At 48.3% G+C, this 22,363-nt stretch carries 18 protein-coding genes and 1 riboswitch; of the genes, 7 read left to right on the top strand and 11 right to left on the bottom strand.

Features of this window, described 5'->3' with window-relative positions:
• Positions 1-18 precede the first annotated feature (18 nt).
• The 4 genes from G9F50_RS00750 (at position 19) to katX (ending at position 4,634) form a co-directional block, all read left to right on the top strand.
• Positions 19-900 (top strand): ROK family protein, encoded by an 882-nt coding sequence (locus G9F50_RS00750; RefSeq protein ID WP_060562365.1) that lies wholly within the window; start codon positions 19-21, stop codon positions 898-900.
• Complete coding sequence (manA, locus tag G9F50_RS00745) at positions 897-1,841, top strand: mannose-6-phosphate isomerase, class I (RefSeq protein WP_060562364.1); 945 nt, start codon at positions 897-899, stop codon at positions 1,839-1,841. The genes G9F50_RS00750 and manA overlap by 4 nt, the downstream gene beginning before the upstream one ends.
• Before the next feature lie 19 nt (positions 1,842-1,860).
• The gene (locus G9F50_RS00740; protein ID WP_017418617.1) at positions 1,861-2,943 is read left to right on the top strand and encodes a glycosyl hydrolase; all 1,083 of its coding nucleotides are present in this window, start codon (positions 1,861-1,863) and stop codon (positions 2,941-2,943) included.
• Between the two features lie 77 nt (positions 2,944-3,020).
• On the top strand, positions 3,021-4,634 hold the full coding sequence (gene katX, locus G9F50_RS00735; RefSeq protein ID WP_022553975.1) for a catalase KatX: 1,614 nt from the start codon (positions 3,021-3,023) through the stop codon (positions 4,632-4,634).
• Positions 4,635-4,673: 39 nt separating this feature from the next.
• Here katX and G9F50_RS00730 read toward each other — a convergent pair whose 3' ends face one another.
• On the bottom strand, positions 4,674-5,660 hold the full coding sequence (locus G9F50_RS00730) for a choloylglycine hydrolase family protein (RefSeq protein WP_165406482.1): 987 nt from the start codon (positions 5,658-5,660) through the stop codon (positions 4,674-4,676).
• A 316-nt stretch (positions 5,661-5,976) separates the two neighbouring features.
• On the opposite strand from G9F50_RS00730, the gene G9F50_RS00725 reads away from it, so the two are divergent.
• On the top strand, positions 5,977-7,335 hold the full coding sequence (locus G9F50_RS00725; RefSeq protein WP_015240847.1) for a purine-cytosine permease family protein: 1,359 nt from the start codon (positions 5,977-5,979) through the stop codon (positions 7,333-7,335).
• 13 nt (positions 7,336-7,348) lie between these two features.
• On the opposite strand, the gene G9F50_RS00720 is transcribed toward G9F50_RS00725, so the two are convergent.
• From G9F50_RS00720 to G9F50_RS00700, 5 genes are all read right to left on the bottom strand, one after another.
• Complete coding sequence (locus tag G9F50_RS00720; RefSeq protein WP_060562362.1) at positions 7,349-8,179, bottom strand: NAD(P)H-hydrate dehydratase; 831 nt, start codon at positions 8,177-8,179, stop codon at positions 7,349-7,351.
• 91 nt (positions 8,180-8,270) lie between these two features.
• A complete protein-coding gene (cydC, locus tag G9F50_RS00715) occupies positions 8,271-10,001 on the bottom strand; it encodes a thiol reductant ABC exporter subunit CydC (protein WP_165406481.1) in 1,731 nt (576 codons plus the stop codon).
• Positions 9,998-11,701, bottom strand: a complete 1,704-nt coding sequence (cydD, locus tag G9F50_RS00710; RefSeq protein ID WP_060562360.1) for a thiol reductant ABC exporter subunit CydD — start codon at positions 11,699-11,701, stop codon at positions 9,998-10,000. The genes cydC and cydD overlap by 4 nt, the downstream gene beginning before the upstream one ends.
• A complete protein-coding gene (gene cydB, locus G9F50_RS00705) occupies positions 11,701-12,717 on the bottom strand; it encodes a cytochrome d ubiquinol oxidase subunit II (protein ID WP_014722010.1) in 1,017 nt (338 codons plus the stop codon). Before cydB ends, cydD begins: the two co-directional genes overlap by 1 nt.
• Positions 12,701-14,107: a cytochrome ubiquinol oxidase subunit I gene (locus G9F50_RS00700; protein ID WP_007614697.1), complete on the bottom strand. Its 1,407-nt coding sequence runs from the start codon at positions 14,105-14,107 to the stop codon at positions 12,701-12,703. Before G9F50_RS00700 ends, cydB begins: the two co-directional genes overlap by 17 nt.
• 502 nt (positions 14,108-14,609) lie before the next feature.
• On the opposite strand from G9F50_RS00700, the gene cimH reads away from it, so the two are divergent.
• Positions 14,610-15,953, top strand: coding sequence for a citrate/malate transporter CimH (gene cimH / locus G9F50_RS00695; protein ID WP_053285310.1), 1,344 nt, complete (start codon positions 14,610-14,612; stop codon positions 15,951-15,953).
• A 35-nt stretch (positions 15,954-15,988) separates the two neighbouring features.
• Here cimH and G9F50_RS00690 read toward each other — a convergent pair whose 3' ends face one another.
• The 4 genes from G9F50_RS00690 to G9F50_RS00675 all read right to left on the bottom strand — a co-directional run bounded on the left by G9F50_RS00690 (position 15,989) and on the right by G9F50_RS00675 (position 20,046).
• Positions 15,989-16,831, bottom strand: a complete 843-nt coding sequence (locus G9F50_RS00690; RefSeq protein ID WP_060562359.1) for a polysaccharide deacetylase family protein — start codon at positions 16,829-16,831, stop codon at positions 15,989-15,991.
• A gap of 99 nt (positions 16,832-16,930) precedes the next feature.
• A complete protein-coding gene (locus tag G9F50_RS00685) occupies positions 16,931-18,031 on the bottom strand; it encodes an ABC transporter ATP-binding protein (RefSeq protein ID WP_014419235.1) in 1,101 nt (366 codons plus the stop codon).
• A 118-nt stretch (positions 18,032-18,149) separates the two neighbouring features.
• Entirely contained in the window at positions 18,150-19,043 is an 894-nt protein-coding gene (locus G9F50_RS00680; protein ID WP_165406480.1) for a PucR family transcriptional regulator, read from the bottom strand.
• Positions 19,044-19,209: 166 nt separating this feature from the next.
• Positions 19,210-20,046, bottom strand: coding sequence for a YitT family protein (locus tag G9F50_RS00675; RefSeq protein WP_003150818.1), 837 nt, complete (start codon positions 20,044-20,046; stop codon positions 19,210-19,212).
• Between the two features lie 65 nt (positions 20,047-20,111).
• Positions 20,112-20,213: riboswitch (guanidine-I (ykkC/yxkD leader) on the bottom strand.
• Between the two features lie 346 nt (positions 20,214-20,559).
• On the opposite strand from G9F50_RS00675, the gene G9F50_RS00670 reads away from it, so the two are divergent.
• Positions 20,560-21,099, top strand: a complete 540-nt coding sequence (locus G9F50_RS00670; RefSeq protein ID WP_119834765.1) for a DUF4352 domain-containing protein — start codon at positions 20,560-20,562, stop codon at positions 21,097-21,099.
• A gap of 46 nt (positions 21,100-21,145) precedes the next feature.
• On the opposite strand, the gene galE is transcribed toward G9F50_RS00670, so the two are convergent.
• Complete coding sequence (gene galE, locus G9F50_RS00665; protein WP_060562357.1) at positions 21,146-22,159, bottom strand: UDP-glucose 4-epimerase GalE; 1,014 nt, start codon at positions 22,157-22,159, stop codon at positions 21,146-21,148.
• Positions 22,160-22,363 lie beyond the last annotated feature (204 nt).

Here is a 22,363-nt window from a genome sequence, read left to right as displayed (position 1 = left end):
AGATGAGGAGGGACGGCCATGCTTGGAGGTATTGAAGCCGGCGGCACGAAATTTGTCTGTGCCGCCGGACAAAGAGACGGCACCATTCTGGACAGAGCAGAGTTTCCGACGGGAGAACCGGATGACACACTCAGACAGGTCATCCGTTACTTTAAAGATTTCCCGATAGACGCCATCGGCATCGGGTCGTTCGGGCCGATTGATATCCGTCCCGACAGTCAAACATACGGGCGCATCACCGCGACTCCGAAGACAGCCTGGCGGAACTGCCCTATTCTTCAAACGATCAAAAGCGCTCTGGATATTCCCGCAGGCTTCACCACCGACGTTAATGCGGCGGCGCTCGGAGAAGCTTCTTTCGGCGCGGCCAAAAACGCGGACAGCTGCCTCTATTTGACGGTCGGCACAGGTATCGGCGCGGGCGGCATTATGAACGGCAGATTTGTTCAAGGGCTGTCTCATCCTGAAATGGGCCACATTTATGTCAGAAGACATCCGGACGACGGCTACAAAGGCAATTGCCCGTACCATACAGATTGTCTGGAAGGCCTCGCGGCAGGCCCCGCCATTGAGAAACGCTGGGGGAAAAAAGCAGTTCTGCTCACGGATCAGCAGGAAGTGTGGGAGCTTGAGGGCTATTATATTGCCGAAGCGCTTGTGCAGTATATTCTCATTCTTTCGCCGGAAAAGATCATCCTCGGCGGGGGCGTCATGAAGCAGCGGCAGCTGTTCTCTTCTATCCGTCAGCACGTGAAAAAGCGGCTGAATCAATATATTGATCTGCCCGACATTGAAAACCGCATCGTTCCCCCTCAATTAGGCATTCACTCCGGAGCGGCCGGTTCGCTCGTATTGGCGGAGCAGGCCTTAGAAGCGGCAAACCGGGAGGCGGGAAAATGACGAAACTCTTATTTTTGGAACCGGTTTTTAAAGAAAGATTATGGGGCGGGACGAAGCTGCGCGATACATTCGGGTATGAGATTCCTTCTGAGCGGACGGGAGAGTGCTGGGCGATTTCAGCTCATCCGCACGGCACATCCATCGTGCGGAACGGGCCTTTTTCCGGAACATCATTACATCGTCTCTGGAATGAACACCCTGACCTGTTCGGACATCCGAAAGGAGACGCCTTTCCCCTGCTCACAAAAATTCTCGACGCAAATATGGACTTATCCGTACAGGTTCATCCCGATGACGCATATGCACATCGGCATGAAAACGGAGAACTCGGAAAAACGGAATGCTGGTACATATTGGACTGCAAAAAAGACGCGGAGCTCATTTTAGGGCACCGCGCCCAAACGAGAGAAGACTTCGTTCGGCACATTGAACGAAACGAGTGGGAACACCTGCTCCGCCGCATCCCCATTAAACCCGGCGACTTTTTCTATGTCCCGAGCGGCACACTGCACGCTTTATGTGAAGGTACGCTCGTTCTTGAAATCCAGCAAAGCTCTGATGCCACCTACCGGCTTTACGACTATGACCGGACGGATGGGAACGGGAATAAACGCGAGCTTCATCTTCAGAAAGCAATTGACGTAACAGGCATTCCGCATACCGATGAAAATGTAAAAAGCACAAAGCATCGGATCGGAAATGCTCTTATTACAACACTTGCCGAAACACCTTTCTTTTCAGTTTATCAATGGGATGTGAGCGGGAAAGCATCATTCCCCGCACCCGGCCGGTATTTACTCGCAAGCGTCATTAAAGGACGCGGAGAACTGGATGGATGCCCCATTCACAAAGGCGATCACTTTATCGTGCCGGCGGATTCCGGAGATTTTGTTATAGAAGGAGATTGTGAGGTTATCGTTTCACATCCTTCATCATCTTAAAAATCAGGAGGTCTTTTATATGCTCAAAAAGTTAGCAGTCTGCCTGTCTATCGTTTTATTACTCTTAGGAGCCGCCAGTCCGATATCGGCTCACACCGTTTATCCCGTCAACCCAAATGCCCAGCAGACGACAAAAGATATCATGAACTGGCTGGCGCACCTGCCCAACCGTTCAGAAAACAGGGTCATGTCCGGTGCGTTCGGCGGGTACAGCGATGTCACTTTTTCAATGACAGAGGAAAACCGCTTGAAAAACGCGACGGGACAGTCTCCCGCCATCTACGGCTGTGACTATGGGAGAGGATGGCTGGAAACAGCGGATATCACCGATACTATCGATTACAGCTGCAACAGCAGCTTGATCTCATACTGGAAAAGCGGCGGCCTCCCTCAGGTCAGCCTGCATCTCGCAAATCCGGCTTTTCCATCCGGAAACTATAAAACGGCCATCTCAAACAGCCAGTACAAAAACATCCTGGACCCTTCAACTGTTGAAGGAAAACGGCTTGAGGCGCTGCTCAGCAAAATCGCCGACGGCCTTACTCAGCTGAAAAATCAAGGCGTCACCGTTCTGTTCAGGCCGCTTCACGAAATGAACGGCGAGTGGTTCTGGTGGGGGCTGACAGGCTACAACCAAAAAGACACGGAAAGAATCTCGCTGTACAAAGAGCTTTACAAGAAGATATACCGCTATATGACAGAGACAAGAGGATTGGATAACCTTTTGTGGGTGTATTCGCCGGATGCCAACAGAGACTTTAAAACAGACTTCTACCCAGGCTCATCTTATGTGGATATTACCGGTCTGGACGCTTACTTCACTGATCCGTATGCGATATCAGGCTATGATGAAATGCTGTCTCTGAAAAAACCGTTTGCCTTTGCCGAAACCGGTCCGTCCGGCAATATCGGAAGCTTTGATTATGCTGCTTTTATCAATGCGATCAGGCAAAAGTATCCCGAGACCACGTACTTTTTGACATGGGATGAACAATTAAGTCCGGCGGCCAATCAAGGCGCGCAAAGCCTTTATCAAAACAGCTGGACACTGAACAAGGGCGAAATATGGAACGGCGGATCTTTGACGCCGATCGCGGAATAACCGCTTCTTTTGAAAATCGGTTTTAAAAAACGGCTCTGCTGGGCATATTGTTACCGTTCAAAAAGGAGGGTTCAACAATGGAAAATAACAAAAACAGCGAAGAAACGCTTTCCAGTAAGACGACCGGTAAAGGCGAGTCAGAAGACACGCTGACAAACCGGCAGGGCCATCCGGTCACTGACAACCAGAATGTCAGGACAGTCGGCAATAGAGGACCGACGACATTGGAGAATTATGATTTTTTGGAGAAAATCAGCCACTTTGACCGCGAACGGATTCCCGAGCGCGTCGTTCACGCGCGCGGCGCCGGCGCACACGGATACTTTGAGGCCTACGGAAGTTTTGGAGACGAGGAGATTTCTAAATACACAAGAGCGAAAGTGTTTCAAAAGAAAGGAACGAAAACTCCGGCGTTTGTGCGGTTTTCTACCGTCAACCACGGAAAGCATTCCCCGGAAACATTGCGTGATCCCCGGGGTTTTGCCGTTAAGCTTTATACCGAAGACGGCAACTGGGATCTGGTCGGCAACAACCTGAAAATCTTTTTTATCCGTGATCCGCTGAAGTTCCCGGATCTTGTGCACGCATTTCAGCCTGATCCCGTTACGAACATTCAGGACGGCGAGCGTATTTTCGACTTCATTTCCCAATCACCTGAAGCGACTCATATGATCACTTTCTTGTTTTCGCCGTGGGGCATCCCGGCCAACTACCGGCAGATGCAGGGCTCAGGCGTCCATGCCTACAAATGGGTCAATGAAGAAGGAAAAGCCGTGCTCGTCAAATATCACTTTGAACCGAAACAAGGCATCCGCAACCTGACACAGAAGGAAGCGGAAGAGATTCAGGGGAAAAACTTTAACCATGCGACACAGGATTTGTATGAAGCGATTGAAAAAGGCGATTACCCTGAATGGGAAGTGTATGCGCAAATCATGACTGATGACGAACACCCCGAGCTGGATTTTGATCCGCTTGATCCGACCAAGCTGTGGTATAAAGACGATTTCCCTTGGAAGCCGATCGGTAAATTGGTTCTGAACAAAAACCCGGAAAACTACCATGCCGAGGTGGAACAGGCCTCATTCGGAACGGGCGTGCTTGTGGACGGCCTTGATTTTTCAGATGACAAATTACTTCAGGGGCGGACATTCGCCTATTCAGATACCCAGCGGTACCGGGTCGGCGCAAATTACCTGCAGCTTCCGATCAACTCGCCGAAAAAGCATGTCGCCACCAACCAGGAAGGCGGGCAAATGCAGTATCGGGTCGATCGGGCAGAAGGACAAAACCCGCATGTCAACTATGAGCCGTCCATTATGGGAGGACTCAACGAAGCAAAGCAGGATGGGAAAGACCATACACCTCATGTCGAAGGCGATGTGAAGCGGGAAGCGATCGACCGGTCGAATAATTTCGGCCAAGCCGGAGAAACATACCGCAGATTTTCGGAATTTGAACGGAACGAATTGATCACAAACTTGGTCAATACGCTTTCTTCCTGCCGGAAAGACATTCAGGATCAAATGATTGAGAATTTCACAAAAGCTGATCCGGACTACGGAAAACGTGTTGCGGAAGGGCTGAAAAAGGTTTCCGAAAACAACAGCAACGGGCCGATCGGCACTACTGATACGGAACAGGCTGCAAAGCAGGCTGAACAGGAAAGCCATCCGTCTGATCCGTATTAAATAAAAAAACAGGACAATCGCGTCCTGTTTTTTTATGGGCTAATTCAGCTCCTGTATATTCTGCTCCGCCGCGGCCGCAAATACTTTCGGCTCCGGACGTTCAAGATCTTCATGGAATAAACTTACTTTGTGAATCTGCCGGTTGTCGTACAGATGAAAGTAGTAGTTCCCGCTGTCACAGCACATGACCGACGTATACTGCGTATAATCAATTTCATTCTCCTCTGTGATCACCGCGCCTTTTGGAATATTCACATTGGACAGCACGTGAAAAGCGGCCGTAACGCCATCCGTTTCATGAGCGGCAGGCTCTAAATACTCTTTCAGATAAGCGGCTCTGATGAATCGGGATGGCGGCGTGTAATCACCGGGAAGCCCGATCGTTCCAGATCCTTGGCCGAAAGCGGTTAATGTCATTCCGCCCAATGTTTTGCTTTCTGACTGCTGCGGCCTGATTCCGATATAATGGCGCAGATTGGTCACATGCCAAGGAAATTCCGGGCTGTTGGTCATCACTCCGGGTTTGTTGTCATATACTTTCATTCCCTCCGGTGTCGGCTCGATGACAATGCAGCCGCCCGTGCGGTCTGATAAAATCCAATGAAGAGGCAGCACCGTATCCAATAACATTAACTTCTTCTCTACAATCGTCAGCATTGAGAGCTTTTCCTTTATGTCTTCAAGAGATTCACAGTTTGATAAGGCCCAGGTGACAAACTCATGAGGAGCGATGTGACAGGTGCCCTCCCGTTCCGCTTTCTCGTATCCCGCAAAGCCCGGAAAATACAGCGTCGCACACGACAGCCCCTTTTCATTTACGCCGTCGGCAAACAGAAAATTGCCGAGATTTCTCCCCATGCCGATAAATGCGTATTTCGTCTTATGCATCCTGCCGTCAGCTTCGCTTTTCCAGCTGTACTGACGAGGGTAAAGCACGACGTCCGTACCGAGCTGAAATGCAAAATCCATCGTTCGCGCCAATAGGTGATTACCGTCTGTCGTTTTCAATGTAAGACTTGTACACATATTATCAATCCCCTTTTCATTAATGAAATTTACACAAAGTAAACTATTCTTTCAGCTTAACGAATAATGGCTCCATTCGTCAAAAGATTGACACATTTCTCCTTAATACATATTAGTCCGTAAGCATATCCATGCCTTTTAAACCCCGGCAAATCGTTTTGGCGGCAGTGTTTGTTCCGTTTTTCAAAAAAACTTTTGAACGGCTGTCAACGAGGCTTTACAATGTTTTTCCTGCATGCTGGAATTTGTAAACGGCAGGTCAATCTGTTAAGCTATGTCTTTATGTTAAAGAAGAACATACGGAGGAGATTATCTATTGAAAGTAGAAAGGCGAACGATTGAACATATTCCGCATGACGAAAGACACGGAAAGGCTAAAGATTTATTCCCCGTCTGGTTCGGGGCTAATATGCATATTACGACGTTAGTCACAGGCACACTGCCCGTTACAATGGGACTCGATCTCTTTTGGAGTATCGCCGCCATTATTATCGGGACCTTTATCGGCGCAATCTTTATGGCGTCTCATTCCGCACAAGGACCTCAGCTCGGAATTCCGCAAATGATTCAAAGCCGCGCGCAATTCGGCGTGATCGGAGCGATTCTGCCCCTCTTTTTGGTCATGTTTATCTACCTGGGCTTCTTTGCGAGCAGTACAATTCTCGCAGCCGGTACACTGAGCAGCTTTGTACCGATTCCGGCTTCATGGTGTATTATCGGCTTAAGCGCCATCTGTTTTTTACTCACGATCTACGGTCATGATCTGATTCATAAAATGCAGAAAATCCTCTCTTGGACCTCCTTTGCCGTTTTTTTTGCTGCAACGATTCTTATTTTTCAACTGCCGATTCCTTCAGGAAGCTGGGTGCCCGGCTCATTAGACCTGCCTGTTTTCCTAGTGGCGGTCAGCGCGGTGGCCACATGGCAGCTGGCATATGCGCCATATGTCGCAGATTATTCCCGTTATCTGCCGGTCAAAACACCGGCATCGCATACTTTTTGGTACAGCTACGCAGGTACGTCAGTCAGTTCCATCTGGATGATGCTTCTCGGCGCCATTTTGACGACGGCGCTCCCGGAATTTACCGCTAATGCGGGAAATGAGATTGTCCGATTGTTCGGTCCGTTTTCCTTTATTATGCTGATCATTGTCCTGTTCGGGCAAATGGCGATCAACGTCTTTAATTTATACGGAGCCTTTATGTCAACGACGACTACTTTGGAGCCGTTTTTAAAACTGAAGGTGACGCCGAAAACGAGAGTGGTAATGATCCTTTGTGTGACGGCAGCGGGTACTGTATTAAGTCTCTTGGGCCAAAGCAATTTCATGGAACTGTTTTTAAATTTCATCTTTTTCATCAGTTATTTCTTAATTCCATGGACGGCGATCAACCTCGTGGATTACTATTTTATCCGCCGCGGAAAATACCACGTCAAATCGATGTTTGACGTCAACGGACAATACGGCAGGGTCAATTGGATTACAGCGGCCGCCTTCGTTTTGTCGATAATATTAGAAATCCCATTCATCAATACATCCTTTTACATCGGGCCGCTCGCTGAAATATTCGGCGGAGGCGACATTGCCTGGGTCATCGGCCTGGCCGTTCCGTCGCTGCTGTATTATGTCCTGATGAAATCAAGGGTAAAACAACAAGAGGCGCCTTCTCTATGAAGACGCCTTTTCTTTATTCATATTCCTTCCATACACGCGGCAGCAGTTCAGAAAGTTCGTGCGCCAATAAGGTATGGGCGGAGCGCTCTTTCGTCCATAACTCCGCACATTCACCGTGAAGGCGGACGGCGTTCAATACAGCATGCTTCGGGTCTTGATGACAGCACAGCATGCCGAGAATCATTCCCGTCAGCGTGTCGCCGGTCCCGCCTTTTGCAAGCGCGCCGTTTCCGGTTGTATTCCTGCGGCATTCCCCGTCGGGAAAAGCGATAATGGTTTCGTTTCCTTTCAGGATAATCGTGGCATGAAGCCGCTCCGCCCATTCCGAGGCAAATCCCGCTCTGTTCTGCTGAATCTCTTGAATCGGAAGGCCTGTCATTCTGGAAAATTCGCCGGGATGAGGCGTCAAGATCACGGGGGCTTTCCTCTTTGGATAGGTTCTTTTCGTAATGGCGCCCGCGTCCAGTATGACGGGATAATCGGCAGAAAGCAGCTGATCAGCCGCCTGCTGCACTTCGTCTGTTTGAGGAAGGCCCGGCCCGATGGCAGCGGCCCGGATGGTTTCCCCGGGCTGGCCCGCCGCGGCTTTTTTCCAGCCGTCACGCCAGTACGTCGCTTCCGACAGCACCGGGACGATAAGCGGGATGACGCCTGCCGATGTACCGATGACGAGCTTGCCGACACCGCTTCTCATCGCGCCCAATCCGGCCAGAAGGGCGGCTCCCGGCATGTCTTCGCTGCCGGCCAGCAATAACGCCGTCCCGAACGTCCCCTTATGGCTGTCTGCCTCCCGCTTCGGCAGCGTATCTTTCACATCCTGTTCCGTCCAATCCATTATATTCATCTCTGTACCTCCTCTTCTGTCTCCTATTTATATTCCAAACAAGAAGAGATTTTAAACCGCACAAAAAAAACAGCCGCTCGTTTGCGGCTGTTTATGTTCTGATCGGAACATCAAGACGGTAAAGCTTCCGGTACCGTTCGTTTTCTGCAAGCAGCTCTTGATGGGACCCTTCCATTTCTGCTTTTCCATTTTCTAAAAAGACGATTTTATCAGCTGTTTCCACACCAGCTAAATGGTGTGTAATCCAGAGGATCGTTTTCTCTTTAAAGACATCAAAAATCGTATCAAGCAATTCGCGTTCAGTGACCGCATCAAGGCCGACCGTCGGTTCATCAAGGATAATGACCGGCGTGTCTTGGAGAAGAATACGGGCAAGCGCGATCCGCTGCCGTTCCCCGCCTGAGAAACGAATCCCCGTCTCCTGCACGGACGTTTCATATCCGTCAGGCAGTGATTCAATATAATCATGCAGCTTCACTTGCCGAGCCGCACGCTTAACATCTTCATCACTCGCCTTGCCGTTTCCGAGCCGGATATTGTTCATAATGCTCGTGTTAAAGAGATGAGGTTTCTGATTTAAAACGGCCACCGCTGAGGAAATCTGCTCCTGCACGGCCGCAGTTTCCAGCCCGTTCAGCATCACTTTGCCCGAATCGGGAACTAAGGCGCCTTCAATTAAAGCGAGAGAGGTCGACTTACCGGAGCCGCTCCTGCCGAGCAGCGCCATTTTTTCACCTTGGCGGAGAGTGAAGGAAAAACGGTCAAGCACATGACTGTGCTGATCATAAGAAAACGTCACGTTATCAAATGTAAGTGTCACATCAGATACATCCAGTTTCTCATCCGTCTGCTTCACCTCACGACTTCGCAGCTCCGGAGCCGCCTGACTCATTCTTTTGATGGAATCCTGATAAGAAGGCACTTCCGTCAGCGCATCCGAAAGGGGCAGAAACGCCTCCGTCAATGGAAATACGACAAGCACAAAGGCCGCGATCATCGTGTTGGCAATGCTGCCGTCCGCATACTGACCCGCCGTCCAGAACAGCATGATCAATATGAAGCCGCCGACAAGACATTGCGCGGCGAGATCACGCCATCTCGTAAACCGCTGACGTTTGCTTTCAAGATCAAACCATGCCTTCTCTTTCTCTTCATAAGAGGAAATAAAGGCCGCCTGGCGTCCCGAGAACATCCAGTCGCTCACGCCGAGCACGGCATCTGTCAGCCGGCTGTAGAGCGTATTCCGGCCGCTTTTCAGCCTCATGTTTTTCGCTCTCGTCACAAGAAGCGACACAACCGGAAACAATACAACCAATATAAACAGGTAAATCGCCGCAAAAGCGGCAAACGGCCAGGAAAAAAAGCCGAGTCCGATAACGGATGCCGCATACAGCAGCAAAGCGGAAACCGCAGGGAAAATCGTTTTTAAAAACGCATCCTGCAAATGCTCAATATCCTCAGCCAAAATGCCGAGCATGTCGCCCGTCCGAAAGCGGGATGAAAGCATGAGCGAGGCCGGCTCCAGCATATTGTAAAGCCGCACCCTCATGTCGGACACGATTTTCAAAATGATATGGTGCCCCGTCAGACGCTCGGCGTACCGTGAGACTGAACGGGCAATCCCGAAGGTCCGCACGGCTACAATCGGAACGTACACCAGCAGGATATTCTCAGGCCTAGTCGCCGACTTAGAGATCAAAAAACCGGAAGTGAACATGAGAAAGGCCGCCGAAAAAATCGTCACCGCGCCTAAAAAAATCACAAGAACAAACAAACGGGCATTTTGCTTCATATACGGCAGAATCCATTCTTCTTTTCTCATGTTCTTTCCCCCAGTTGCGCCTTTACAAGTTTGGCGTATACGCCTTGTTTCGCCATCAATTCGTCGTGGGTGCCGATTTCCGCCACTGCGCCGTCATCAAGCACGATAATTTCGTCCATCTCAAGCATCCAGTGAAGACGGTGAGTGGCCAGAAAAACAAGCTTGTTTTCAAACAGGTCTTTCATTGTTTCTTTTATTTCATATTCTGTTTCAATATCAAGGTGAGCGGTCGGCTCATCCAAAAGGAGAATCGGCCGGTTTCCTAAGAAGGCTCTGGCCAGCGCGACACGCTGAGCCTGTCCTCCGCTGAGCGCCCGTCCGCCCTCGCCGATCCGGCCGTCAAGACCGCCGGGCAGATCACGGATCAGTTCGGAAAGACCCGCCGATCTAGCGGCCTGCGCCGTTTCCTCACGCGAAGCATCAGGATGATAAAACCGGATATTATTCAAAAGCGTGTCATCAAAAATATACGGGTGCTGCGGAATATAAAGCAGCTGCTTCTGCCAGCCGTCCGACTGCAGATGCGAGCGGGATTCACCGTTTACCTTGATCTCACCGGACGCAGGCTCTAAAAAGCCGCCCAGCACATCAATGAGTGTCGATTTTCCCGCACCGCTTTCCCCGATAATCCCGATTTTCTTCTTCCCTTTGAAGGACAGATGAAATTCAGACATCGATTCTCGGACGGACAAACGCGCAAGCTGTAGTTCATCCCCGTCAGTCCACGTATCAAGTTCGAGCGGCTTTTCTTCTTTAAAACCGGGCTGCGCCAAAATCGCTTGAATGGTTTTCCCCGCCTCCTGCCCGTTTAACGTCGCGTGGTAATCATTCCCCACTTCGCGGACCGGGAGAAAATATTCAGGCGCGAGAATGAGCGCGGTCAATGCCGGTCCGAGCAGAATTTGTCCGTCTATCAGCCGCAAGCCGAGAAACACCGCCACTGTCGCCACCGACAGCATCGTAAAGAAATCCAGGGCGAATGATGATAAAAACGCGACCCGGAGCGTGCTCATCGTCGCCTTGCGGTATCTCTCACTGACATGAAAGATATTTTTGCTGTGTGATTTGCTTAATCCTAAAAACCGCAATGTCTCCAGTCCGCGGAGCGAATCCACGAAATGATTGGAAAGCGTCTGATAGGACTTCCATTGGCGATCAGCTTTTTTCTGTGCGACAAGTCCGAGCAGAATCATAAATACAATCAAAATCGGAAGCGCAAGAATCAGAATCAATGCCGATGTCTTATCCTGAAAAAACACGTAAATAACAACGGCCGCCGGCACAATCGCCATGCTGACCATTTTCGGCAGAAACAGCTCTAAATAACGGCGGAACTGGCTGATGCCTTCCATCGCCAGCGTCACCATCCGGCCTGTCCCCTCTTTTTTCGCAAAGCGGGGGCCGAGACGGAACAATTGCTCAAGAAATCTTTTTCTTAAGTCTGCGCCGGTTTGCGCGGCATATTGGTACACGATTTTCTGCCGGACCGTTGTCACCGCATGCCGGACCAAAAACGCAAGCAGGAAAAAGCCGATAACCGGATAAAGAGAAGCAATCCGCTTCCCGTTAAATAATCCGGTTACCGCCTGGCTCAGCCATTCCGCCTGCAAGATGATGGCGGCCGTTTGTATAATCGTTAATCCCGTAATGATCGCAAGAATCCGCTTCATTCCTTTATAAAGAAACAGGTCTTTTCCCATTAATAAGTCATAGGCTCCTTATGGCTGACGCGTTTCCGGAAGACATAATAGCTCCAGATCTGACTGCCGATGACAAACGGCAGCAGAGTCAGTGCGACAATTGTCATGACCTTAAGTGAATAATCACCGGAAGACGCGTTAGCTACTGTTAAGTCATACGCGCTTTTCAGCGAGCTGACCATGACGCGCGGGAACAGAGAGATAAAAATCATCGCAACTGTCAAAGCAAGACCCGCGCCGGTCATACCGAATGCCCAGCCGTCTTTTTTCTTGCTCATGAACACAACGGCAAGAACGTTGCAGATGACAATCAGCACGAATACCGGAATCGTGATGTTTGCCCGGCGTGTAAACATATCCGTATCGTATGCAGACATCGCAAAGAAAGCAAGTACAACAAGAAAGATAACACCGATTACGCGTTTCGCCATTTTTCTCGCACGCTCTTGTAAATCACCGATCGTGCGCAGGGTGATAAACATTAAACCGTGCAGGAATGAAAGAAGGGTGACGGCTGCTCCGCCGAGAACGGAATACACGTTCACAATATCTGAAAAACCTGCGTGAATGTTCATATGTCCGTCAATCGGCACACCGCGGAACAAGCTTGTGAAAATAAGTCCGAATACAAATGGCGGGATAAGGCTGCCGAAGAAAATCACCCAGTCCCATGTTTTGACCCATTTCAGATTATTCACTTGGCCGCGGAATTCAAATGCCACGCCGCGCCCCATCAAAGCAAGAAGAATGATGATAAACGGAATGTAATATCCGCTCAGCATCGTCGCATACCAGTTCGGGAATGCCGCGAAGATCGCTCCCGTACCTGTGATAAGCCACACCTCATTCGCATCCCAGAACGGGCCGATGGTGTTAACCAGCACTCTGCGTTCTAATTCATTATGGCCAAGAAATCGGGTCGAAATGCCGACACCGAAATCAAAACCCTCTAAAAAGAAAAATCCGACAAACAAAACTGAAACGAGTATAAACCAAAGATCATGAAGTGACCCCATGGTAGACCTCCTGACTGAACGGATCCGTTGATACAGGAACATCCTTATGATCATCATGGTCCGCACCTTTTTTAATTTCACGAACGAATAGGAAAACAAGCAGAGCGCCTAAAATCAAGTACATGACGCCGAAGCTGATAATTGAAAACAGCAGAGATCCCGTCGTTACGTTAGGAGAAACGGATTGTGCGGTCGTCAATTGTCCCATGACCGTCCACGGCTGGCGGCCGATTTCAGTCATAATCCAACCGGCAGAGTTCGCAATGAATGGGAATGCGATCAGTGCGATCATGCCCCGTAAATACCACTTGCTCGTATGAAGCTTTTTGCGGCGGTTCAGAATAAAGCCGGCAATCGCGGCAAAAATCATAAGCGCGCCCGCGCCCGCCATAATGCGGAAACTCCAGAACGTCGTTTTAACAGGCGGGATATAGTCGCCTTTTCCGTACGTTTTTTCGTATTCTTTTTGAAGTGTTTTCATCCCTTTCACACTGCCGCTGAACTTCTGGTAAGCCAAGTAGCTGAGTGCGTAAGGAATTGAAATTTCTGATGTGTTTTTTTCTTTATTCGTATCAATATTCGCAAAAGCCGTCCACGCGGCAGGATCACCGCTGTCATCCCAAAGCGCTTCACTGGCAGCCATTTTCATCGGCTGCGATTCCATTAAATGCTCAGCCTGCATATGTCCACTGAACGCAACGCCGATACCGGCGATCAGACCGACAATCATCGAAAGCTTGAAAGATTTATGGAAGAAAGGCACTTCTTTTTTCTTCAATAATTTAAATGCGCTGACACCGGCGATAAAGAAAGCACCCGTCGCAAGCGCCCCGAAAATGACGTGAGGGAATTCAACCCAAAGCTGAGGGTTTGTCAAAAGCGCCCCGAAATCATTCATTTCCGCGCGGCCGTTTTTAATCGCAAAGCCGACCGGCTCCTGCATGAATGAGTTCGCCGTCAAAATCCAGAAAGATGACATAATCGTTCCGAAGGACACAAGCCAAATGCAAAGCAAATGCACTTTTTTAGATAAACGGTCCCAGCCGAAAATCCATAATCCGATAAAAATAGACTCCATAAAAAACGCCAAAAGCGCTTCAACCGCAAGCGGAGCTCCAAATACGTCTCCGACAAAACGGGAATAATCAGACCAGTTCAGACCGAACTGGAATTCCTGAAGAATCCCTGTGACGACGCCGACAGCAAAGTTAATTAAAAAGAGATGCCCCCAAAATTTAGCCATTTTGAGATAGGTCTCTTGTTTTTTGACAACATAAAGCGTCTCCATCAAAGCAACCATAAACACAAGCCCGATAGACAAAGGCACAAACAAGAAGTGAAACAATGTTGTAGATGCAAATTGAATGCGGGCTAATACCAACTCACTCATGATGTTTTTCCTCCAATCTGGTAAATTGCTCAACATTTCACAAACATAACGAGATCATTGCTCGGTATTTCACAAAAAATGATATATTTGCTCAATGTTTCACAAATTCGTCAAAACTATTGAAATATCAGCCTGTACACCCTGGGGGACAGCGGCTGTCATAAAAATGATTCAATATCATTACTTTACAACGATTCAGCCTAAAAAAAAAGATCAATATACCTAAAATAAGGCTGAAATTGTGACCGATTATTGTCGGATTTGTAGAGATTTTATGTCAGCGCCTAGGATATTTGTCCCTTTGATATCGTACCTCTTTTTTATTCGTGTGGCGAACAAAATGCTTTTCTCGGCGAAAAAGCCCGCCAAATCGCCATTTTGAGAAAGAAAATGTGAAGAAAGCATGTCCTCTAGTAAATTCATAATATATGAACAATTTAAATTTTTTAGTATACTTTAAATGGGGATATTTTTTCACTACATAACGACTGGGGGAACAAGCATGGGAGAACTTCAACCAAAATTGCAAACGGATTCAATCCAAAAACAGGAACGGACTGATAACTGGTTTGCCAGAGCAATGAATATAAGAATCGGCATTATTCCTCTTCCTATCTATATCCTGCTTTTCTTGCTTATTACGGTGTTTGTCATGAGCCGTGATGTAAAAAGCGACATTCTGACATCAATTGCCGTCATGAGTTTTTTCGGATTTACCTTCGGCCAGATCGGAAAATCCATTCCGATCGTGCGGTCCATCGGCGGCCCTGCGATTCTCGCAACCTTTATTCCATCCGCTGTCGTCTACTACCACCTGCTTCCGAAAGACATTATTACTTCAACAACAGAATTCACGGAAAGCTCCAACTTTCTCTATCTATTTATTGCCGGTATCGTCGTCGGCAGTATTCTCGGAATGAAAAGAGAGACGCTCGTCAAAGCTTTCGTCAAGATTTTTATTCCGCTGATCGCCGGCTCGATCGCGGCCGCCATCGTCGGCTTATGCGTCGGGACGCTGCTCGGGCTCGGCTTTCAGCACACGCTGCTTTATATTGTCGTTCCGATTATGGCGGGGGGTGTCGGTGAAGGCGCGATTCCTTTATCCATCGGCTACTCCGATATTATGCCGATGTCCCAGGGAGACGCCTTTGCGCTTGTGCTGCCGTCCATCATGCTCGGCAGCCTGTGCGCCATTATGTTATCGGGTTTGCTGAATGTCATCGGGAAACGCAAACCGAAATGGACGGGCAACGGGAAGGTTGATAAGTCTGATCATTCCGCTCCCGCATTGGAACAGCCGGCCAATGATAAAACATTTGATTTGTCCTTTTTCGCTTCGGGCGGTATTTTAGCGGTTTCCCTCTATTTGGTCGGCATGCTGGCGCATGATTTCTTTCAGCTTCCGGCTCCTGTCGTGATGCTCGTCCTTGCCGTTCTCATTAAGCTGTTCAGGCTGGCGCCGGCTTCGATTGAAAACGGAGCCTTCGGCGTCTCGCGCTTTTTCTCGACAGCCGTGACCTATCCGCTCTTATTTGCGATCGGCGTTTCAATGACACCGTGGGACAAGCTGATTGCGGCGTTTACGATCAGCAACATCATTACCATTTTATCAATCGTCGTCACGATGATGGCCGTCGGTTTTCTGACCGGAAAATGGCTGAATCTGTACCCGATTGAGACGGCGATTATTAATGCCTGCCATTCCGGCCAGGGCGGCACCGGCGACGTCGCGATCTTGAGCGCCGCTGAACGGCTTGAGCTTATGCCGTTCGCCCAAGTGTCGACCAGGATCGGCGGAGCGATTACCGTGAGCGTCACCCTTCTGCTGCTTCATCAATTCTATTAAACTGAAAAAAGCCTCCGCATGATGCGGAGGCTCTGTTATTTCATCACATTTTGAATATAAGAGCCGAATGCCGCGCCGGACATGCCCGGCGACACACGGACGCGGTGAAGCCCGTAAAGCCCCTGATCTCTTGACGCCGCTCCCGGCTCCGTCGTGACCGCCATACGGTAGCCTGACGCGGCGGCGGCTTTTAATGTTTCCTTATTATATCGTCCGACAGGGTAGCTGATCATAGACGTCCGCTGTCCGAACATTTGATCAAATAAACGCTTAGAGTCCTTCATTTCACGTCGCTGCTGCTGCGGTGTGAGCCCGTTCAATTCGAGATGGTTCATCGTATGGCTCTGAATGGAAATGCCGTGGGCGGCCATCTCCTTCATCTGCTTCTCAGTCAGATGATTCTTATGCCCGATAAAGTTTCCGATCATAAAAATTGTCGCTTTCATCTTGTATTTCTTTAAAATGGGATAGGCCGCTTTCACATTGTCGGTATAGCCGTCATCAAATGTGATCAGAACACATTTTTCACGCGGCTCCTTATCCTCCGTCAGCATCAGATAGGCCTCTTCAGGAGTCATCGTATAATAGCCGTGATCATGAAGCCACTTCATATGCTGCCGGAATTCTTCCTTCGGCACACGCAGGCTGTTTCCCTCAGAAATGCTGTGGTACATCAGAATCGGCAGTCTTGCCGTTCCTTTCGTTTTAACCCAGGCGGACGTATCCGGCTCCTTTTTGATTTGGCGCTTTACAGACTTTTTATCGTGGTGCGCTTCTGCCTTCGGAATGCTTTGTTCGGCGCTTGCCTCATGGCCCGAGCAGGCGGCAAGCGTAAACACGGCAGCCAAAAGGCACATGCACATGATTATGCGTTTCATCGTTTTCCTGCTTTCTGTCTTCTATTTACTTTTTATATCGGTTATGCGTCATAAATTGTTACATCAAAAAAGCCGGACATCCAGCTGTCCGGCTTTGCGTTATGAGCGGATTCTGATTTCTGTTTCACTGTCAAAAAAGTGAGCCTTATTCATGTCGAAAGCGACGGTCAATTCCTCACCGGCATGAATGTCATGGCGGGCGTCAATCCGGGCGATAAAATCCTGATCCCCGATCCGGGAATAAACCATAATTTCTGACCCGAGCAATTCCGCGACATTGATTTTAGCTGTGATGGATGAATTCTTATAGGATTCTACCACAATCAGCTCGTCATGTATGTCTTCCGGGCGGATGCCGAAGATAACATCTTTGCCGGCATACCCTTTTTCCCGGAGCATTTTCATTTTCCCTTCCGGCACGCCGAGAGCGGCCGAACCGATCTGAATGGCGCCGTCCGTCAGCTTTCCTTTGAAAAAGTTCATCGCCGGGGAGCCGATAAACCCGCCGACAAATACGTTTTCGGGATGTTCATACACGTCTTTCGGGGTGCCGATCTGCTGAATTTTTCCGTCCTTCATGACTACGATGCGTGTCGCCATCGTCAGTGCTTCTGTTTGGTCGTGCGTCACATAGATTGTGGTTGTTTGCAGCCTTTGATGCAGCTTAATAATTTCTGCCCGCATCTGCACCCGAAGCTTTGCGTCCAGATTTGACAGCGGCTCATCCATTAAAAACACTTTGGCGTCCCTGACAATCGCCCGTCCTAATGCAACCCGCTGCCGCTGCCCGCCGGAGAGCGCCTTCGGTTTGCGGTGCAGATACTCTGTGAGCCCCAGCATTTTTGCCGCTTCTTCGACCCGTTTTTTAATCTCCGGTTTCGGCATCTTCCTCAGCTTCAGACCGAAAGCGATATTATCATAGACCGTCATGTGCGGATATAACGCATAGTTTTGAAACACCATGGCGATATCCCTGTCTTTAGGAGCGATGTCATTCACTCTCGTGTCACCGATATAGAAATCGCCCTTTGTAATGTCTTCCAGCCCGGCAACCATCCTCAATGTTGTCGACTTGCCGCACCCCGACGGACCGACAAACACGATAAACTCTTTATCTTTAATATGAAGGTTAAAATCATCGACAGCCGCCTCTTTTTGATCGTAATACTTATAAATATGCTCCAGCCGAAGTTCCGCCATGTCATCTCCCCCTTTTTTTGTAAACGCTTTCTTAAATAGGATTGTAACAGTGGCAGACGGCGGCGGATATAGGCAATGTTCATAAAAAAAGTCCGCTGCCTTCGTGCACATTTCCCATTTAATGTGATTTTTCATACTGCAGACAAATGAAATAAGCCAGCAGGGCGCCCTGATATGTCTTAATATCAATACCCGAGCGTTCCGCAAATTTATCAATCCGATATTGAAGACTGTTGCGGTGCAAATGCAGTTTTTTCGATGTGAGCGACATGTTCGAGTTATGTTCAATAAAAGTCTGAATCGTATGCTTCAGCTCCGGTTCTTTCTGAAACAGCAGCGCCGCTTCTTCGTGAAGCAAGGCTGAGAGCTTTTCTCTGCTTTCTTCCGTGAGCATGGCCGGAAATACCGTTTCCGCGGTCAGCGTGCTCAGCTGCGGGAGATAACGCCGGCCAATCTGACAATATTGCTGTTCTCTCCGATAATGAAGACGCAGACGTTCTCCCGCGCCATAATACCTTCCGATGAAAAAACGGACACTGAAATAAAAATCGCCTTCGAGAATCTTCACAAAAGATGCGATGTCATCCGAATCTGGCGCTTCCAGCTTTTCTTCCTCCACAATCACGCCTTGATCCCTTCCCGTCCGGACAACTGTATATGAAACCGGCCAGAAATGGCGCAGCGCTTCCGTAAATGCCCCCCAGTCGCGTTCTCCCAATAAGTCATAATGGATAAAACGGACACGAGGCTCCTTGACATCAGGCACCGGACCTTCTTCCAGCAGAAACCGCCGCCACCTCTTTGCTGCCGCCGTCTCCGGAAAAAAAACGCCTTTTTCTTCAGCAGGCGCCAAAAATGATTCCAGAAGCAGTTTCTCCTTCGGGGTAATATCCTCCTTCGGAATGGCGACATAGACCCGCCTTTTCTCATCATAAAAGCAAAAGACATCCTCCGCCGTACAGCACGTATCAGACAACACAGCCCTCGGGTAAATTGCCAATAACGGGTTCATATGCGCTCCTTTCTATCGCTCTATCATATTTTCAGTATAAAACGTCCGGCCGATTGTATCCACTTCGTTTTAAGAAACAGCTTTCAGGCTATTTCCCGGGAAACGGATCATAACAGCTTCTGCCGGCATAAGAAAAAAACCCTCCGCGCCGGCAGAGGGATCCTTTTTATTTAGAGATATCGACGAAGCCTTCACCAAAGACGTCACGCACATCATGAACAATGACAAACGCTTTTGTATCACAGCTTTTAATAATTTTTTTGAGCATGGAAAGCTCTTGTTTCTGGATGACGATATATAAAATTTCCTTCGACTGCCCCGTGTAATTTCCTTTACCCGACAGCAGCGTAACCCCTCTGTCCATAAGCGTGTTGACCTGTTCGGCGATTTCGTGCTTATGCTCAGATATAATCGTCACCGCTTTTTTCGTATTCAGGCCTTCAATGATAAAGTCCATCACCTTCGTTCCGATGTACAGCATGACAATGGTAAACATCATTTTTTCCGCACCGATGATGAAATAAGAACTGAAGACGACAATCAGATCAAAGAACAAAAGCGCATAGCTGATATTCCAATCGAGATATTTGTTCGCAATCCTCGCCAAAATGGCAGAACCCGCAGTCGTGCCTCCGACTCGAATAATGATCCCGATTCCGACACCGGCAAACACACCCGCAAAAATAGTATTAATAATGAGTTCATGTGAAGGCGAGTGCCAATCATGCGTCAGATGCAGAAACAGTGAGTTGGCGACAACGGTAATGATCGTATAAAGCGTTGTTTTTCCGTCTAAAAATTTGTATCCGATAATCAATAAGATTCCGTTCAAAATGATATTCGTCACCCCGGGCGACCATTCAAACACATAGTACAAAATCAGGGTGATTCCCGTTACCCCGCCCTCTCCAAGATCATTCGGAATGGCGAATAAATTAACGGCCAAAGCAAAGATAAAAGCCCCAATAATCAGCATCAGCACATCCAGCAATCTCTTTTTCATCCCAGACACTCCCTTTATATAAAATCAAAAAAGCCCGGGAGAGCACTCTTCATTAAAAGAGCAGAAACTCCCGGGCTTTTATCCCAACGTGTCACAGCAGGAACCTGCTGTGTGTTTTCTCTCGGTCCAGACCAATTCAGCATTGCGGAACCCTAGAAAACCACTGTTTTTTATGTTCAGTTTTTGTATATCTTTCAAGATTATACGGGAAATCACGAACATGTTCAACCACTCTTTTTTCCATAAACGTATAAAAAATTCGAACGAACTGCCGATACTAAAAAAGGTCCTTAAAATACATGACTAAAAAATCATTAAAATACTTTTTTTCTCAAAATATTATTGACTATAGGTTATTTTACAGGCATTATAGTATGTAGTTTTCAAGAAATAGTTTACATAGGAGGAAATATTATGGCAGGCAACCTGGTGTCTTGTAAGGCATGCGGCAAAGAAATCGCTAAAGGCGTTAAAAAATGCCCAAACTGCGGTAAAGATCAGAGAAACTTTTTTATGAGACATAAAATTATCACATTGCTTCTGGCAGTAGTGGTTATTATCATTCTCGTAAACATCGGCGGCGGAGGCGGATCTTCATCATCTAAAACCGCGTCTTCAAAAGCTGCGGAATCCAAGGAAAAACTGTATAACATCGGTGACACTGTTAAGACTGAAAAAACAGAAGTTACTGTTACGAAAGTGGAAAAAAGAGATTCAGTAGGCTCTCAATTTGTCGAGAAAAAAGCATCTGACGGCGGCGTTATCGTAGCTGTTCAATACACAGTTAAAAATGTTTCAAACAAGCCGTTAAGCTCTTTCTCCATTCCAAGAGCGAAATTAGTAGATTCTAAAGGAACATCCTATGATTCAGATATTGATGCTTCTTCAAGCTATGCAACAGAAACAAAAGTAGACAACAGTAAAATTTTAAGTGACTTGAACCCGAACATTAAAGTTACTGACGTAAAAGCTTTTGAAGTTGATAAAAACGCATACTCTAAAGGCACTTGGAAATTAAAGTTCAGCAACGATGTTGAAGTGAAAATTAAATAATGACCGTAATAAAAGAGACCTTCACCATTTGAAGGTCTCTTTCTTTTTACACCTGGTACCCGTTCACATTGGAGGACTGCCACTTCCAAGAGTCGGCGCACATTTCTTCAAGCCCGCGCTTTGCTTCCCAGCCTAATTCAGCCTTTGCTTTTGCCGGGTCTGCGAAGCATGCGGCGATGTCTCCCGGGCGCCGGGCGGCAAAACGGTACGGCACTTCTTTTCCCGATACTTTTTCAAACGCCTTGACCATCTCAAGAACGCTGTAGCCTCTTCCCGTGCCGAGATTATAGGCATCCGCGCCTGTTGTGTTCAGCACCTTCTCAAGCGCTCTGACGTGACCCTCGGCAAGGTCAACGACATGGATGTAATCCCGCACGCCGGTGCCGTCCTTTGTCGGATAATCATTGCCGAACACCTGCAATTGCTCAAGCTTGCCGACAGCGACTTGGGCGACGTACGGCATTAAATTATTCGGGATGCCGTTCGGGTCTTCTCCGATCCGCCCGCTCGGGTGCGCGCCGAACGGATTAAAGTAGCGGAGCAGCGCAATGCTCCATTCAGAGTCCGCTTTATGCAGATCGCGTAAAATCTGTTCCAGCATCAGCTTTGTCTGCCCGTAAGGATTGGTCGCGCTTAATGGAAAATCCTCAGTGATCGGCGTTGTTTCCGGAACGCCGTAAACCGTCGCTGAAGAACTGAAGACGATTTTTTTCACACCGTGTGCCTGCATGGCTTCACATAAAATAAACGTCCCCGTCAGATTATTATGATAATAACGGAGCGGAACAGCCACAGACTCACCGACGGCTTTTAATCCCGCAAAATGAATGACGGCTTCAATCTCATTTTCAGCAAACACCCGGTGAACGGCATCACGGTCAAGGAGATCCGCTTCATAAAATACAAGCCCTTTTCCGGTAATGTCTTTCACACGCTCCAATGCTTCCGGTGAACTATTTGACAGATTATCCAGAACCACGATGTCATAGCCGCCGTTTAACAGCTCGACACATGTGTGGCTTCCGATATAACCCGCTCCGCCTGTCACTAAAATCGCCATGAAGAAAGCCTCCCCTATTGAATGAATTGACCATATTATATCGGTTTTTTCTTCCTCAATCATCCATTTCCAAAAAGTTTAATCGTTTAGTCATCGTTTCTTCATAATTTATTTTCATTCGCGTAATACACAGAGCCCTCGATTCAAACGGGTTGCGAAATAGAAATCCCTCCCCCGCGCATGGTAAGATAAGACAAAGGAGAT

It is taken from the genome of Bacillus sp. EKM206B, assembly GCF_011066015.1.
Taxonomy (GTDB): Bacteria; Bacillota; Bacilli; order Bacillales; family Bacillaceae; genus Bacillus; species Bacillus velezensis.
This window is presented reverse-complemented; position numbering and strand designations above follow the sequence as displayed.